This is a genomic window from Streptomyces sp. TN58 (assembly GCF_001941845.1).
GTDB lineage: Bacteria > Actinomycetota > Actinomycetes > Streptomycetales > Streptomycetaceae > Streptomyces.
The window spans coordinates 3,221,344-3,235,858 of the sequence record NZ_CP018870.1 but is presented as its reverse complement, the minus strand read 5'-3'; the positions used below and the strand labels follow the sequence as shown (position 1 = coordinate 3,235,858).

Sequence of the window (14,515 nt, the reverse complement as noted above, 5' to 3'; positions counted from 1 at the left end):
GGCTCGGTCCCCTCGGGCGCTTCAAGATCCCTCTGACCAGGAACGTACGATCGAAAGCGTGACATTCGCCCAAGGTTCGAAGAACTCTTCCAAACGCGGCGGCCGCTCCTCCACCATGGGCGGCATGCCCCTGAACGACATGCCGTGGTGGCGCTGGCGCAGCAACGTGCGCTCGGCGCTGCACATGCTTTCCGATCCGGCCTTCCACGAGGACACCTGGCTCGCCGGCGCCGAAGGGTACGGCGACGTCACCGACGCCGTGTACCGGCTCGTCGAGGACACCTGGCTCGACAGCTGGTCGGCGGAGAAGTACGTCGGCACGATCTTCCGCGACTCGCAGGAAGCGGCCCTCGTCGACCTCGCCGTGCTGCGCGTGCTCCGGATCCTCCACCAGGTCGGCCCCGACGCCCCCGTCTCCGTCTACCTGGAGCACCACGCGTGGCCCGAGGCGGTCCGCGCCGCGCGCGAGGCGCACGTACGGCTCGCGCAGGCCGACGGGGACGACCCGGACGTACGTCCCACCTCGCTGGAAGTCCTGAAGATCCTCACCCGCGCGGTGTGAAAGGCTGTGCGGTCATGAGCGACCCGCACAACGAGGCCCAGGCCCAGCAGCAGCCCCAGTACGTCCTGACCGTGTCCTGCCCCGACAAGCAGGGCATCGTGCACGCCGTGTCGAGCTACCTGTTCATGACCGGCTGCAACATCGTGGACAGCCAGCAGTTCGGAGACCGGGAGACCGGGCTCTTCTTCATGCGGGTGCACTTCGAGGCCGAGCCCACGGTGACGGTGGAGAAGCTGCGGGCGAGCTTCGCCGCGATCGGCGAGTCCTTCAAGATGGACTGGGAGATCCACCGCTCCGAGGAGCGCATGCGGATCATCCTGATGGTGTCCAAGTTCGGGCACTGCCTCAACGACCTGCTGTTCCGCTCCCGGATCGGGGCCCTGCCGGTCGAGATCGCGGCCGTGGTCTCCAACCACACCGACTTCGCCGAACTGGTCGCCTCGTACGACGTGCCGTTCGTGCACATCCCCGTGACCAAGGACACCAAGGCCCAGGCCGAGGCGCAGCTGCTGGAACTGGTGCGCGCCGAGAACGTCGAGCTGGTGGTGCTGGCGCGGTACATGCAGGTGCTGTCCGACACCCTGTGCCAGGAGCTGAGCGGGCGGATCATCAACATCCACCACTCGTTCCTGCCGAGCTTCAAGGGCGCGAAGCCGTACCACCAGGCGCACGCGCGCGGAGTGAAGCTGATCGGCGCCACCGCGCACTACGTGACGGCGGACCTCGACGAGGGGCCGATCATCGAGCAGGAGGTCGAGCGGGTGGGCCACGAGGTCACCCCGGACCAGCTGGTCGCGATCGGACGCGACGTGGAGTGCCAGGCGCTCGCGCGCGCGGTGAAGTGGCACAGCGAGCACCGCGTACTGCTCAACGGCTCCCGCACGGTCGTCTTCGCCTGACCCCGGCCCCGCCCGGGCGGGTCCTGACCGTACGGGCCCGGCTTCGGGCGGTCCTGTGGTCGTACGGGCCGCCCGGGGGCCGGTCCTGGTCGTACGGGGCCCGGCCGGGCGGCGGCCTGAAGCGCGGTGCGGCGCGCCTGCGGCGCGTGGCACCGGCCCGTCCTCCCGTCCCTGCCCGGCCCCGTGGCGAGGCTCCGGCTGCCGCGCCGGGTACGTGCCCGTCCGGCAGGACAGGGCGCCGCCGGGGCGCCCTGAGCTGCGACCCCGGATCCGCGCAGCAGGCTCGGCGGGTGACGGTCATCCAGCGCGGCACCCGCCCGGCCCGCCCGTCACCCGGATCCGTGCGAGCCTGCCGCCGGCGTCACGCGTCCGGGGCCTCCACACCGCAGTACGAGGCGAAGGCCGCCAGGATCTCGTCCTCCGAGATGCGGCCGTCGCCGTCGGTGTCGAGGCCCAGCGCCACCTGCTCGGCCGGCTCGGGCGCGGTCCCGAGGACACGCAGCACCCGGGCCGCGGCCGACGGCGTCGCGCCGAGGCCGTCCTCGTCCGCCACCGCGATCACGGCCCGCAGGAACGGCCGTGCGATCTCCGCGAACCGCTGCGGGTTGTCCCGCAGCCGCTTGGCCGCCCCGGTGATGAACTCCTCGCGGGAGACCCGCTGGTCCCCGTCGACGTCCGCGATTCCCGCCATTCCCTGCCAGAACGCCTCGGCGCCGCCGAAGACGGCCTGGCCCTTCTCCGACCGTGCGGCGGTACCGAATTCGGCCAGGACGGCCTTGGCGGCCGCGCTGAAGTCCTCCCGGTCGATGAAGCCGGATCCGTCCTGGTCGAAGGTGGCGAATCGGGCGGCGATCTTGCGCTCGTATTCTGCGCTGTCCATATGCGGCGTTCCACCTTCACGTGTGCGTGGGGTTCAGATCAAGACAAGGCAGGAGCGTACGGCCTAGTTGGCCTGCACGTTAAGCGAAGCGGTCAAGCAGGTGGCCGCATCGAACCCGCGCACGGGGAGCGCGGCGGGGCGCGTACGCGTGTACCCATGTGCCCTCGGCCGCACCACCGTTCACGCCGTGCGACGCCCCTATCACGCAGGGCCTACTTCGGAGGGGAGCTTCCGCCAAAACAGGCGCGATCCGCCATGTGCCCACTACATTCGTTGCGTCGACACACGGCTGGGGGCACTTATGCCGAAGGACGTACCACCGCGCTGGGACCGCCGCATGCAGCAGCGCCTGGCCCGCGGCGAGGCCGCCGCGCTCGGTGAGCTCTACGACCGCTTCGCCTCGCTCGTGCACAGCCTGGCGCACCGCGTCCTGGGCGACGAGAAGGCGGCGGACCGCATCACCCGCGAAGTCTTCGGCTACATCTGGGAGAACCCGGACGCCTACGACCCCAAACAGGGCTCCATGCGCTCCTGGGTCGCCCGGATCACCCAGGGCCAGGCGGTGGCCCGACTGCGCCAGGCCGAACTGGGCCGGGGCTCCCGCGAGGAGCTGGAACAGAAGGTGCGCACCGCCAACGCCGCCGCCCGCGCGGACTACATCGTGACGTCCATGCCCGCGCCGCTGCGGGCCGCGCTGGAACTCGCGTACTTCAAACGCCGCGACTACCGCCAGGCCGCCGCCGACCTCCGGATCAGCGAGGACGAGGCGCGCCGCAGGCTGCGGCTCGGGCTCCAGCTGCTGTCGACCGCCAACGCCCTCCCGCCGGAGGACGCCACCCAGCCCGGTTACGGCCCGCGCGAATACGGAACACCCCGATGAACGGCCCCGCCCAGTCGCCCGACGACGGATACGAGCGGCCGGGCGGCCAGGCCCGGATACCGGGCCCGCGCGGGGCCGCCGACGACCTCGACCCGGGACACGCGCCGAGGCCCCTGCCCCTGCCGCTGCCGACGGAACCCGCACCGCCGCCGCCCTCCCACGCCGTACTGAAGTCCCTGCTCGGCGCGTGGGCGCTGGCCGCCTGCTCGGCCGAGGAGACCCGGGCGGTGGAGGACCACCTCACCGAGTGCGCGCCCTGCGCGGAGGAGGCGCTGCGGCTGCGCGACGCGGTCGGGCTGCTGCACCCGGAGGAGACCCTCGACCTCAAACCGCTGCTGCGCTCGCGCGTGCTGGAGGACTGCCTCGGCAAGCGCCCGGCCCGCATCCCGGTGCCGGGGTGGGCGAGCCCGTACGACACCGAGACCGCGCGCCTCGACGCCCTGCTCCAGGACTTCGGCGACTCCGAGTGGCACACCCCGGTACGCCTGAAGTGGTTCGAGGAGGAACGGCACCGCTCGCACCGGACCACGGTGGCGGGCGTGATCGGCCACCTCATGACGGTCGACGGGCTGATCGCCACCGCGCTCGGACTGGACGACCCGCTGGGAGCGGACGCGCCGCCGGGCGGTCCGACCGTGCGGACGGAGCACTTCTGGGGCGCGTCGTCGTATCCGGCGACGCGCCAGGTACGCGAGCCGTGGCGGCAACAGGGCCACACCCTGGTTCGTACGGTCTCCTTCGCCGGTCGCGGCGTCGCCGAACTCGCCGTGGACTACGGCAGTTTCGCCCTGCCGCTCGGTGACGCCTTCCTGGAGCGCGCCTTCGAGTGCTGGGTGCACGCGTGGGACATCGCCGACGCGGTGGACTACCCGTACGAGCCGCCGTCCGGGCCGCACCTGCACCGGATGATCGACCTGGCGGCGCGACTGCTGCCGGGTGCGCTCGCCCAGCGGCGCCGCGCGGGCCTGGCGGCCCCGGCGCGCGGCCTGGTCGCGGCGGGAGCGCCCGGGCGGACCCTGCACCTGGAGATCGAGGGCGCGGGTGGCGGCGGCTGGGACATCGCCCTGGACTCGCCCGGCGCGAAACCGTCGGCGGAACGCACGGTGGCGGAGATCGCCCTGGACGGCCTTGAGTTCTGCCAGCTGGCGGCCGGCCACATCTCGCCGGAGGACGCGGCGGTAGGCCAACACGGCGACCGCGAGGCGATCCGCGACGTCCTCTTCGCGGCGGCCTCCCTGAGCCGCCTGTAGGGGGTGCGGGGGGCCGGGGGTGCGAGTACGGGCGCCAACGCACTCGGCGACCCCACCCCCGCGGCTCCGCCGCCCCGGGTCGGTGGTTGCCCACCCGCCGCCGGCGGCGGGTGGTTGCCCACCCGCCGCCGGCGGCGGTGGCGCGGAGGCCGGTGGCTTGCCGGGCGGGGGGCTTCGGTGAGGTCGATCCACTCGGGCGGGATCAGGGAGGGTTTAGGGGTTTCCCGTCAGTCCCATCGTCTCTCCGCGTCGGGCCGGCCCGTCAAGGGCGCTCCTTCGTCGCGTCGCTTCGCGATGGTCTTCGGCCACCCTTGACCGCCCGTCCCGCCACGGAAATCCGAAAGACTGCCGGGAAGCCCCCAAAGGAACGGGCCGGGTGTTCCTTTTCAGAGACGGGGCGATTGCCCTGCGCGGGCGGAGCCCGGGCGCGTCTTATCGCTACGCGCTCCTGGCAGACGGCGCCTGCGAGCCCCTGTGGCCGGACATAGGCCGCCCCCAATCGCTACGCGCTCCTTACGGACGGCGCCTGCGAGTCCCTTGGGCTGGGCATAAGCCGCACAGACCGCCACCCACGAATGGAGTTCGGCGTCTGCGGCTCGGATGGGTTTGGGGTGCGACACATCCGATCGAGCTCAGCCGGCGGGCTCGACGTTGGAGACGGACGTGGTGAACTCGCGGCCGGATGCCCCACGGATGTAGGCCAGCTCGACCCAGTGCTCACGGCCCGAGTCTGAAACATTCTCATTGATCACGGCCATCAGCTCACCCTCTACGCCAGAGGCGATGTCGCGGACGGGGTGGCGCAGGAGTCGATGCGGTACGTACTCGTATCGGTCACTCATCGGCTTCTCGCTTCAAGGTGTCTTCGCCTACGACGACGGGGAAGTGCGGCAGGAGTTCTCCATCTGTCTTCTCGCCCGACCCATGGGAGGAACCCTCCGGACGTCCGACGAGTCACTTGAGGTCGCCTGGTTTCCGCCCGAGGACACGGACGATCTCCAGATGGTGCCCAGCATCCGCAAGCGCATCGACGACTGGCGCGCCGGTCGCGGGCCTGTCATCCGTTGAGCCGTCCCACTACGGGTGGGGTACCGGGCCGTAGTCCGTTCCGTGGTCCTGGTTCAGTGCGGCCAAGAGAACAGGGTCGGAATGGACCTCCGCCGTGTGCTGCCAAGCGGTGAGCATTTGGGCGACGGACGCGTTGTTGCCGATCGAGTCCGCAGCACGCATGGTGTCGACCAGTTCGACAGCGAAGGCATGGACATCTGGTTCGGGAAGGAAGCGGACCCAGGGAAATGCCTCCGGCAGTATGTCGAGGAGCAACTCCATGCTGCCGGGCTCTCGCCTCGCCATGGCTGACAGCATCCGCGAGGCAGCCGACACCACGGTTTGGTCCTGCTCAGCCTTGGCAGCCGTGGTGAGGACCAGATCCTCACCGTCTCTACGGTGCAGCAGAAGCCGTGGTGATTCCTTCAACCGTGCCAGCGTCTGTTTGTTCTTGTTGACCAGCTCGGAGAAGTTCACGGCAGCGTTGTCTGCGCTCATGAACTTGAAACTACTTCGAAACTGCCCTGTCTACCATCGCCCGCAAGAGGGACGAAGGCCCCGCCTCGGACGGTCTGCGGACGCGTGATCGAGAAGCGCGTAGCGATCGATGGCGGCTTATGTCCAGCCCACGGGGCTCGCTGACGCCGTCCGTCAGGAGCGCGTAGCGATTGGACGCGCCCCGGGCTCCGCCCGCGCAGGGCCGACGCCCCGTCCCTGAAAGCTGAGACCGGCCCGTTCCTTTGGGGGTTCCCGGCTGTCCTCGTATTTCCGGGGCGGGGCGGGCGGTCAAGGGTGGAGCGCAGCGACATCGCGTAGCGACGCGACCGTAGGGAGCGCCCTTGAGGGGCCGGTCCGACGCGGAGAGACGATGGGACTGACGGGAAACCCCCAGGACGGCTCTGATGCCGTCCGGGTGGCTCCCGCCCTCCGCACCGCCTCGTGCTGTGTGGTGCCGTCCGGGTGGGTCCCGGTCTGGGGGAGTTCCGGCGCCCGTCCGTCGCCGATCCGATAGCTCCCGCCCTGTTCCCCCGCCCCCCCACCCCGCTCTACGCGTACCGCTCCCGGAGCTTGTACTTGAGGACCTTGCGCAGGGCTTCGTTGCGGGGGAGGGCGTCGAGGAGTTCCAGTTGCTCGGGGAGTTTGTGGGTCGCCAGGCCCTCCGCGCGGAGGTAGGCCGTGAGCTGGGGGAGGGTGAGGGGGGCCGCTCCCTCGGGTTGTTCGACGACCGCGCAGACGCGTTCGCCGCGGGTCTGGTCCGGGAGGCCGATGACGGCCACGTCCGCGACGCCCGGGAGGCGGTGGAGGAGGTCCTCGATCTCCTTGGCCGAGATGTTCTCGCCCTTGCGGATGATGACGTCCTTGCTGCGGCCGGTGAGGACCAGGTAGCCGTCCCTGGTCAGGTGGCCGAGGTCGCCGGTGATCAGGTAGCCGTCGTGGTCGAAGACCTCGGCCGACTGGTCCCGGTTCAGGTAGCCCTGGCAGACGGCCTCCCCGCGCAGGCGCACCTCTCCGTCGGTCTCCGCGGGGAGCGGGGTGCCGTCGGGTGTGGTGATGCGGATGGACATGCCCTGCGGGGGGCGGCCCTCGGTGGTGGCGAGGTGTTCGGGGGTGTCGTCCGGGGCGCCCATGGTGATCATGGGGACTTCGGTCATGCCGTATCCGTGGGTGAGCTGACAGCCCAGTTCGCGTATCACCGCGTGGTAGACCTCGGGCGGTTTGGGGGCGCCGCCGCCGGCGAGGAGGCGGAGGGTGGGGATGAGGGGGACGTCCGGGGCCTTGCGCTGTTCCGTGAGGAACATGGAGTAGAAGGCGGTGGACCCGCCGGCGACGGTGACCCCGTGGCGGCGGTATCCGTCCAGGGCGTCCGGCATCGCGAACTTCTCGAAGAGGACCGCGGGGAAGCCGTAGAGCAGCAGCATCACGGTGTAGTCCGGGCCGGCTATGTGGGCGTAGGGGAAGGCCATCGAGCCGACGTCGGACGGGGTCAGGTGCAGGGCGTGCGCGAGGCAGGAGCCGCCGGCGATGAGGGAGCGGTCGGTGTGCAGGACGCCCTTGGGGTCGGAGGTGGTGCCGGAGGTCCAGTAGATCCAGCGGACGTCGGTGCCGTAGGCGGGCGGCGGGGGCAGTACGTCCGGGTCGCCGTCGGGGAGGGTGTCGTACGCGTCGAAGACGCCGCGCGCCCCGAGCCGCCGGGCCATGGCGGGGTAGTCGTGGCCGCGCCACACGCCGGGTGTCGCGAAGAAGTCGGCCTTGGCCTCGCGCAGGGCGAAGCCGACCTCGCGGTCGCGGTAGAAGGGGATGACGGGGGTCTGGACGGCGCCGAGCCGGGCGAGGGCGACGGTGAGCAGGACGGTCTCGATGCGGGTGGGGAGCTGCCAGGCGACGACGGTGCCGGGGCGCACACCCATGTCGTACAGGCCTGCGGCGACGCGTTCGGAGCGGTCGCGCAGTTCTCCGAAGGTGAGGGTGCGGTCGGCGGCCGGGTCTTCGGCGGCCTCGATGAGGGCGGTGGTGTCCGGGGTGAGTGCGGCCCGGCGGGTGATCAGTTCCCACAGGGTGCGGGAGCGGCTCAGTTCTGTCGCGGTCGCGGTGTCCGTCATACCGATCCCAGACCTCTCCTCGGCCAATAACTGACGGTTAGTCAGATCTGGCGCAGAGCGTAGGGCGCCGGCGCTTGTCGGTCCAGGGGTGGCGGGGCTAGCTTGTTTCTGACGATCCATCAGATCGACACGGCACCGGCACTGGTACTGGCACCGGATTGGGGAGCCCATGGAACTGCCTCGGATCATCAGCGTCGACGACCATGTGATCGAACCCGCGCACCTGTTCGACGTCTGGCTGCCCGCCAGGTACCGCGACCGCGGCCCCAAGGCGCTCACCGCCGGCATCGGCGAGCTCCGGTACACCGGCGGCAGGTACGTGATCACCATGGACCCGGACGGCCCGCCGACCGACTGGTGGATCTACGAGGACCTGAAGTTCCCGTACAAGCGCAACATCGCCGCCGTCGGCTTCGACCGCGACGACATGACGCTGGAGGGGATCACCCGCGAGGAGATGCGCCAGGGGTGCTGGGACCCCAAGGCGCGCCTCGCCGACATGGACCTCAACCATGTCGAGGCGTCCCTGTGCTTCCCGACCTTCCCCCGCTTCTGCGGGCAGACCTTCGCCGAGGCGCACGACAAGGAGGTCGCCCTCGCCTGCGTACGCGCCTACAACGACTGGATGGTCGAGGAGTGGTGCGGCGACAGCGGCGGCCGGCTGATCCCGCTGTGCATCATCCCGCTGTGGGACATCGACCTGGCGGTGGCCGAGATCCGGCGCAACGCGGCGCGCGGCGTCCGCGCGGTGACCTTCTCCGAGATCCCCACCCACCTCGGCCTGCCGTCGATCCACTCCGGCTACTGGGACCCCTTCTTCGCCGCCTGCCAGGAGACCGGCACGGTCGTCAACATGCACATCGGCTCCAGCTCGCAGATGCCCGCGGCCTCCCCGGACGCCCCGCCCGCCGTGCAGGCGTCGCTCAGCTTCAACAACGCGATGGCCTCGATGATGGACTTCCTCTTCAGCGGCGTCCTGGTGAAGTTCCCGACGCTCAAGCTGGCCTACAGCGAGGGGCAGATGGGCTGGATCCCGTACGCCCTGGAGCGCGCGGACGACGTGTGGGAGGAGCACCGGGCGTGGGGCGGGGTGCGCGACCTGATCCCCGAACCGCCCTCGACCTACTACTACCGGCAGATCTTCTGCTGCTTCTTCCGCGACAAGCACGGCATCGCCTCGCTGGACGTCGTCGGCCGCGACAACGCCACCTTCGAGACCGACTACCCGCACGTGGACTCGACCTTCCCGCACACCAAGGAGGTCGCCCTCGACCACGTGCGGGGACTGGACGAGGAGACCGTCTACAAGCTGATGCGCGGCAACGCCATCCGCATGCTCGGTCTCGATCTGGACCGGAACCGGGGCCGTGAGCTGGGCCGGAGCAAGAGCACGGGCGCGGGCCGCTGATGGACCTGGCGTACACCGACGAGGAGCGGGACTTCCGGGCACGGCTGCGCGAGTGGCTCGCCAAGACCCTCCCCGAGCTCCCCGCCCGGCCCACCCCGGACGACTGGCCGGGCCGCCGCGCCTACGACCTGGGCTGGCAGCGCAGGCTGTACGAGGCCGGGTACGCCGGCCTGCACTGGCCCGCCGAGGCGGGCGGCCGCGGCGCCACCCCGACCCAGCACCTGATCTTCCTGGAGGAGACCGAACGCGCCGGCGCCCCGTACGTCGGCGCGAACTTCGTCGGACTGCTGCACGCCGGCCCGACCATCGCCGCCGAGGGCACGGCCGCACAGCGCGCGCGCTGGCTGCCGCCCGTACTGCGCGGCGACGAGGTGTGGTGCCAGGGCTTCAGCGAACCGGGCGCAGGCTCCGACCTGGCCTCCCTGCGCACCCGCGCGGTCCGCGACGGCGACGACTACGTCGTCACCGGCTCGAAGATCTGGACCTCGCACGCGGAGGTCGCCGACTGGTGCGAACTGCTCGTACGCACGCAGCCCGTCAGCGCCGAGTTCCCCAAGCACCGCGGGATCTCCTGGCTGGCCATGCGGATGGACGCGCCGGGCGTGACCGTACGGCCGCTGCGCACGCTCGCCGGGTCGACGGAGTTCGCCGAGGTGTTCCTCGACGAGGTACGGGTCCCGGTCGCCGACCGGGTCGGCGCGGAGAACGACGGCTGGCGCGTCACCATGGTCACCCTCTCCTTCGAACGGGGCACCGCCTTCGTCGGCGAGGTCGTCGCCTGCCGCCGGACCCTGCGCGAGCTGGCCCGTACGGCGAAGGCGAACGGCCGCTGGGACGATCCGGCGCTGCGGCGCCGTCTCGGCAGGCTGTACGGCGAGTTCGGCGCGCTGTGGCGGCTGACCCAGTGGAACGTGAGCGAGGCGCAGCGGTCCCCGGGCGGGGTCCCCGGCATCGGCGGCTCGGTCTTCAAGCTCGCCTACTCCCACGCCCGCCAGGAGCTGTACGACACGGCCGCCGAGGTCCTGGGGGCGGCGTCGCTGACCCTGGAGGAGGAGTGGACCCTGGACCGGCTGTCCTCCCTCTCGTACACGATCGCGGCGGGCACCTCGCAAATTCAGCGGAACATCGTCGCCGAGCGGATCCTCGGCCTCCCGAAGGGCCGGTGAGCGGGATGGACTTCCAGCCGACGGAGGACCAGCGGGCGCTGCGCGCGGGCGTACGGGGCCTGCTGGAGGGCCGGTACGGGCGGGAGGCGCTGCGCGCCTCCGTGGACTCGGGCGTCGCCGTGGACCGCGGGCTGTGGCGGGAGCTGGGCGAGGCGGGCTTCTTCGCGCTGCGGCTCCCGGAGTCCGAGGGCGGTGTGGGGCTGGGGCTGCCCGAGGCGGTGCTCGTCTTCGAGGAGGCGGGGCGGGCACTGGTGCCGGGGCCGCTGGTGGCGACGCACCTGGCCGCCGGGGTGGTGCCGGGAGCCGCGGCGGGGACCGCGGTGGTGACCGCCTTCGACCTGGGCGGGGACCTGGTCACGCACCTGGGGGAGGCCGACGCCGTGCTCGGCGCGGCCGTCCTCCCTGACGGCGAGCCGGTGCGCTCGGCGGACCCGCTGACGCCGCTGCACCGGGTCGCGTCGCGCGGGGACGCCGGCGCGTACGCGACGGAGGGGGCGCTGCTGACGGCCGCGCTCCAGGTCGGGAGCGCGCTGCGGACGGTGGAGCTGGCGGTGCGGTACGCGGGTGAGCGCGAGCAGTTCGGGCAGCCGATCGGGGCGTTCCAGGCGGTGAAGCACCTGTGCGCGCGGATGCTGGTGCGGGCGGAGGTGGCCCGTACGGCGGTGTACGCGGCGGCGGTGACGGGCGGGCCGGGAGAGGTGGCGGCGGCGAAGCTGCTGGCGGACGAGGCCGCCGTCCGGGGCGCCCGCGACTGCCTGCAGGCGCACGGCGGTATGGGCTTCACGTGGGAGGCGGACGTGCACCTGTACCTGAAGCGGGCCTGGGTGCGGGCCGAGCAGTGGCGGACCGCGGCCGAGGCCGAGGAGCTGCTGGCGGCGGAGCTGCTGGCCTCGGCGGGATGACCGGCACGGGCGCGGGGAGGGGTGCGGGGACAACGGCGCGGGACGCATGTCCGATTACGGAGAGTCGATATCGCTTTGTGTCCTGAGTCCGCGGCATTACGGCCTGGAGTCGGGGGGCTACTCCGGTACGCTCCCACGAATGCGAGCGGTTGAGCGGCGTGAGCGTCGCACAGTATGCACCACGCCTACTCCTTCGCGCGGGAATATGCCCGAAGCGCTTGTTCCGGTGACTGTACGTCAACCATGCTGCTACGCAAGGGGGTCACGGTCGGTGATCCCGCCCCGTCGTGAGGCGAAGTGTCCGCCGGTTCGGATGGTGTGAGCGGTGCAGGTGCTTCAGGTTCAGCTGGAGGTTGGCGCGGATCCCGCCGAAGTCGGCCGGGCCCGCCGCTGGGCGCGGTCGCGGCTGGCGGGATCGGGCATAGGGGACGACGAGCCGCTCGCGGAGACACTGATCCTGCTGATCTCCGAGCTGGTCACGAACGCGGTCGTGCACACGGGCTGTCCGGCCGTGCTGCGCATGCTGTTCGGGGGGCCGGGGGTGCGTGTGGAGGTGGCCGACGCGAGCGACCGGGCGCCGGCCCGCCGGCAGGCGTGCGGGGAGGACACCGGCGGGCGCGGTCTGGAGCTGGTGGACGGCCTGGCCGACCGGTGGGGCTGGCAGCGCGAGGGCGCGGGCAAGCGGATCTGGTGCGAGATCGACCGCGCGTGCAAGGCCGAGTCGGATGCCGCGACGAGCGGCGCCTCGGCGGACGCCTCGTGCCGCACGTCGGAAGTTCACACTTCGGTGCGGGAACCGCGCGTGTACCTCTAACGAGGTGTTGACGGTTCGTCACGTGTTGATCACCCTGGTGTGGAGCGATTCGACGCGAGGGGACGCCAAGGACACGCCTTGACGAGTGCGGGTCGCGGGGTGGCGGCTGCCGTGCCGCGCTCGGGGCGTGCACGCGCGCCGCCGCCACCCGCATCACACGGGCGGGCGGCGGGGCGCAGGCGGGCCCTGGGCAGGCGGTCCGGCCCCCGCAGGCGGTCCGGCCCCCCGCACGCGGGCCGGTCGTCGTACGCGGGTCCGGCCGTGCGGTCGTCAGCCGTCGGTGCAGATCACGTCGTAGGGGCGGCCGATCGAGATGGTCAGACGGATGGGGTCGGTGGTGCCGGAGGGGCACTCCTCCTTCGTCTTGACCAGGCCGAGGACCTTGAGTGCGCCCGAGCTGCCGCACGGAACCTCCTTGGCCTGGGAGGTCACGCAGTCGCCCTTGACGAGCTGGCCGCCGCCGGCGCCCGCGTCGCCGGGGTGGTCGTTGGAGACGTTGCGGCCGCAGACGGTGTTGGTGGGGATGCCGCTCGACTTGCCGCCGTTGTAGGAGATGCTCACCTCGATCATCACGTCGGTGCCCGGCGGGCACTGGATCGAGCCCGGCAGGATGCTGGCTTCCTTGATGTCGATGGCCTTGAAGGTGGCGCCGGAGTCGGAGCAGGAGGTCCGCTTGTAGGCGTCGGCGCCCTTCGACAGGTCGGGGCCGCCGCAGTCGCCGACCTTCCACGCGCTGGAGGTGTCGGAGGAGGACTCGGGGGACCCGGGGTCCTTCGCCGTGGGCTTGGCGGAGGGGGACGCGGAGGCGGAGGTGGACGTGGACGACTTGCCGTCGTCCGCGCCCAGCACCTTGGAGGCGCCGTAGGCGCCGCCGACGACCAGGGCCAGGACCAGGAAGGTGACGAACTTTCCGCCTGAGCGCCGCGGCGGGACGGGGGTGAAGGGCGGCGGGGGCGGGGGCGGGGACGCCTGGTACGGGTTGGTCATGCGCTTCTCCAGTGCTGAGGGTGGTGAGGAGCGGGGGGTGACGCGAGAACGGTGACGCGTCATGGACACAACATGGTTCCACCCGGTGTGGCGCTCGGGCCGCCGGGGTGGCCGCACCCCTCGCCACCTGCACGGACGGGTCTCAGAGGATGGCCACCGGGGCGACGGGGGTGCCGGTGCCGCCCACGAAGGGCTCGGGCATGGCGGAGAGGAGGAAGGCGTAGCGGTTCTCTTCTGCACAGGCTGTGGACAGTTTTTCGAGGTTCCAGTTCTGGCCCTGGTGCATGCCCATCTCCACGAGGTCGAGGGCGTGGACCGGCAGCCACAGGTTCTCGATCTCCGGCGGGAAGATCTCGAAGGTCAGGGTGTCGTTCGCGACGGCCGCCACGTCCCGCGCGTGGAACCACTCCGGCGTACGGACGGACAGCCCGGGGGACGGGAAGCCGTAGCCGTGCCGGTCGCCCGCCAGGTAGACCTGGATCTGCCCGGTGCGGACCAGGACTATGTCGCCGGGGCGGACGGTGACCCGGCCGAACTCCTCCGCCTCCGCCAGGTCCGCCGGCGTCACCGCGTGGTCGCCGGGCAGGCGGTCCAGGCCCTTCGCGCGGGCCACGTCGAGGAGGACCCCGCGCGAGACGATCGGGGCGGCCTTGTCGATGCCGCTGAACTCGGCCCGGCCGTGGGCGGTGATGGTGCCGGCGGGGCGGCCGTTGTAGATCCGGCCCGAGTGCGAGACGTGGGTGAGGGCGTCCCAGTGGGTGCCCGCCTGGAGGCCCATGCTGACGGCGTCGTCGCTGCACGCCACCGTGCCCGGGCCGAAGAGCTCCTGGTTGATCTGCACCATCGTGTGCAGCGGGTTGATCCGGCCGGGGATCATGCCGACCTGGACGCCGTCCTCCTTGAGGGGCAGGGCCAGGGGGACGCGCCGGCCGCTGCGGATCGCGGCGGCCGCACCCCGTACGACCTCGTCGGTGATCAGGTTCAGAGTGCCGACCTCGTCGTCGGCGCCCCAGCGGCCCCAGTTGTTGACGCGCTTGGCGATGTCGTGGAACTCGGCGGGCAGGGTCATGGGCGTCGACAGCTCCTCGCGTGGATGCGAATGCGGTTGAGGATGCGGATG

14 protein-coding genes and 1 pseudogene are annotated in these 14,515 nt (G+C 71.5%); 9 read left to right on the top strand and 6 right to left on the bottom strand.

Translation table 11 applies throughout. The features are described from left to right. Nucleotides 1–115: 115 nt before the first annotated feature. Nucleotides 116–562 (top strand): SCO4402 family protein, encoded by a 447-nt coding sequence (locus BSL84_RS14575; RefSeq protein ID WP_030031203.1) that lies wholly within the window; start codon nucleotides 116–118, stop codon nucleotides 560–562. A gap of 14 nt (nucleotides 563–576) precedes the next feature. Next, nucleotides 577–1,461, top strand: coding sequence for a formyltetrahydrofolate deformylase (gene purU, locus BSL84_RS14570; RefSeq protein ID WP_030031202.1), 885 nt, complete (start codon nucleotides 577–579; stop codon nucleotides 1,459–1,461). A gap of 361 nt (nucleotides 1,462–1,822) precedes the next feature. Here the strand turns inward: purU and BSL84_RS14565 are convergent, their stop codons facing one another. Then, a complete protein-coding gene (locus BSL84_RS14565) occupies nucleotides 1,823–2,341 on the bottom strand; it encodes an EF-hand domain-containing protein (RefSeq protein ID WP_030031201.1) in 519 nt (172 codons plus the stop codon). Between the two features lie 301 nt (nucleotides 2,342–2,642). Between BSL84_RS14565 and BSL84_RS14560 the strand changes: the two genes are divergently transcribed. Continuing rightward, on the top strand, nucleotides 2,643–3,221 hold the full coding sequence (locus tag BSL84_RS14560; RefSeq protein WP_030031200.1) for a sigma factor: 579 nt from the start codon (nucleotides 2,643–2,645) through the stop codon (nucleotides 3,219–3,221). After that, the gene (locus BSL84_RS14555; protein ID WP_075970500.1) at nucleotides 3,218–4,471 is read left to right on the top strand and encodes a zf-HC2 domain-containing protein; all 1,254 of its coding nucleotides are present in this window, start codon (nucleotides 3,218–3,220) and stop codon (nucleotides 4,469–4,471) included. The genes BSL84_RS14560 and BSL84_RS14555 overlap by 4 nt, the downstream gene beginning before the upstream one ends. A gap of 632 nt (nucleotides 4,472–5,103) precedes the next feature. On the opposite strand, the gene BSL84_RS14545 is transcribed toward BSL84_RS14555, so the two are convergent. Beyond that, nucleotides 5,104–5,313, bottom strand: coding sequence for a hypothetical protein (locus BSL84_RS14545; RefSeq protein WP_053613801.1), 210 nt, complete (start codon nucleotides 5,311–5,313; stop codon nucleotides 5,104–5,106). 19 nt (nucleotides 5,314–5,332) lie between these two features. Here BSL84_RS14545 and BSL84_RS36995 point away from each other — a divergent pair. Next, a pseudogene (locus tag BSL84_RS36995) lies at nucleotides 5,333–5,539 on the top strand (NUDIX hydrolase); the annotation flags it as partial. A gap of 9 nt (nucleotides 5,540–5,548) precedes the next feature. On the opposite strand, the gene BSL84_RS14535 reads toward BSL84_RS36995, so the two are convergent. After that, entirely contained in the window at nucleotides 5,549–6,016 is a 468-nt protein-coding gene (locus tag BSL84_RS14535; protein ID WP_075970498.1) for a hypothetical protein, read from the bottom strand. Between the two features lie 548 nt (nucleotides 6,017–6,564). Then, nucleotides 6,565–8,118 (bottom strand): class I adenylate-forming enzyme family protein, encoded by a 1,554-nt coding sequence (locus tag BSL84_RS14530; protein WP_075970497.1) that lies wholly within the window; start codon nucleotides 8,116–8,118, stop codon nucleotides 6,565–6,567. Between the two features lie 169 nt (nucleotides 8,119–8,287). Here BSL84_RS14530 and BSL84_RS14525 point away from each other — a divergent pair, with 169 nt between their 5' ends. From BSL84_RS14525 to BSL84_RS14510, 4 genes are all read left to right on the top strand, one after another. Further along, nucleotides 8,288–9,526 (top strand): amidohydrolase family protein, encoded by a 1,239-nt coding sequence (locus BSL84_RS14525; RefSeq protein WP_075970496.1) that lies wholly within the window; start codon nucleotides 8,288–8,290, stop codon nucleotides 9,524–9,526. Further along, nucleotides 9,526–10,692 (top strand): acyl-CoA dehydrogenase, encoded by a 1,167-nt coding sequence (locus BSL84_RS14520; protein WP_030029580.1) that lies wholly within the window; start codon nucleotides 9,526–9,528, stop codon nucleotides 10,690–10,692. The genes BSL84_RS14525 and BSL84_RS14520 overlap by 1 nt, the downstream gene beginning before the upstream one ends. 5 nt (nucleotides 10,693–10,697) lie before the next feature. After that, nucleotides 10,698–11,594 (top strand): acyl-CoA dehydrogenase family protein, encoded by an 897-nt coding sequence (locus BSL84_RS14515; protein ID WP_075970495.1) that lies wholly within the window; start codon nucleotides 10,698–10,700, stop codon nucleotides 11,592–11,594. Between the two features lie 325 nt (nucleotides 11,595–11,919). Beyond that, nucleotides 11,920–12,408 carry an ATP-binding protein gene (locus BSL84_RS14510; RefSeq protein WP_030033341.1) on the top strand — a complete coding sequence of 163 codons (489 nt, stop codon included), beginning with the start codon at nucleotides 11,920–11,922 and terminating at the stop codon, nucleotides 12,406–12,408. A gap of 270 nt (nucleotides 12,409–12,678) precedes the next feature. Here BSL84_RS14510 and BSL84_RS14505 read toward each other — a convergent pair whose 3' ends face one another. Further along, nucleotides 12,679–13,395: a hypothetical protein gene (locus BSL84_RS14505; protein ID WP_075970494.1), complete on the bottom strand. Its 717-nt coding sequence runs from the start codon at nucleotides 13,393–13,395 to the stop codon at nucleotides 12,679–12,681. A gap of 142 nt (nucleotides 13,396–13,537) precedes the next feature. Then, the gene (locus tag BSL84_RS14500; protein ID WP_045322228.1) at nucleotides 13,538–14,464 is read right to left on the bottom strand and encodes a cyclase family protein; all 927 of its coding nucleotides are present in this window, start codon (nucleotides 14,462–14,464) and stop codon (nucleotides 13,538–13,540) included. Nucleotides 14,465–14,515 lie beyond the last annotated feature (51 nt).

Excerpts from the sequence above, each read along its gene's own strand:
- BSL84_RS14575 (WP_030031203.1), top strand. The coding sequence starts at position 116 with ATGGGCGGCATGCCCCTGAACGACATGCCGTGGTGGCGCTGGCGCAGC.
- purU (WP_030031202.1), top strand. The coding sequence starts at position 577 with ATGAGCGACCCGCACAACGAGGCCCAGGCCCAGCAGCAGCCCCAGTAC.
- BSL84_RS14565 (WP_030031201.1), bottom strand. The coding sequence starts at position 2,341 with ATGGACAGCGCAGAATACGAGCGCAAGATCGCCGCCCGATTCGCCACC.
- BSL84_RS14560 (WP_030031200.1), top strand. The coding sequence starts at position 2,643 with ATGCCGAAGGACGTACCACCGCGCTGGGACCGCCGCATGCAGCAGCGC.
- BSL84_RS14555 (WP_075970500.1), top strand. The coding sequence starts at position 3,218 with ATGAACGGCCCCGCCCAGTCGCCCGACGACGGATACGAGCGGCCGGGC.
- BSL84_RS14545 (WP_053613801.1), bottom strand. The coding sequence starts at position 5,313 with ATGAGTGACCGATACGAGTACGTACCGCATCGACTCCTGCGCCACCCC.
- BSL84_RS14535 (WP_075970498.1), bottom strand. The coding sequence starts at position 6,016 with ATGAGCGCAGACAACGCTGCCGTGAACTTCTCCGAGCTGGTCAACAAG.
- BSL84_RS14530 (WP_075970497.1), bottom strand. The coding sequence starts at position 8,118 with ATGACGGACACCGCGACCGCGACAGAACTGAGCCGCTCCCGCACCCTG.
- BSL84_RS14525 (WP_075970496.1), top strand. The coding sequence starts at position 8,288 with ATGGAACTGCCTCGGATCATCAGCGTCGACGACCATGTGATCGAACCC.
- BSL84_RS14520 (WP_030029580.1), top strand. The coding sequence starts at position 9,526 with ATGGACCTGGCGTACACCGACGAGGAGCGGGACTTCCGGGCACGGCTG.
- BSL84_RS14515 (WP_075970495.1), top strand. The coding sequence starts at position 10,698 with ATGGACTTCCAGCCGACGGAGGACCAGCGGGCGCTGCGCGCGGGCGTA.
- BSL84_RS14505 (WP_075970494.1), bottom strand. The coding sequence starts at position 13,395 with ATGACCAACCCGTACCAGGCGTCCCCGCCCCCGCCCCCGCCGCCCTTC.
- BSL84_RS14500 (WP_045322228.1), bottom strand. The coding sequence starts at position 14,464 with ATGACCCTGCCCGCCGAGTTCCACGACATCGCCAAGCGCGTCAACAAC.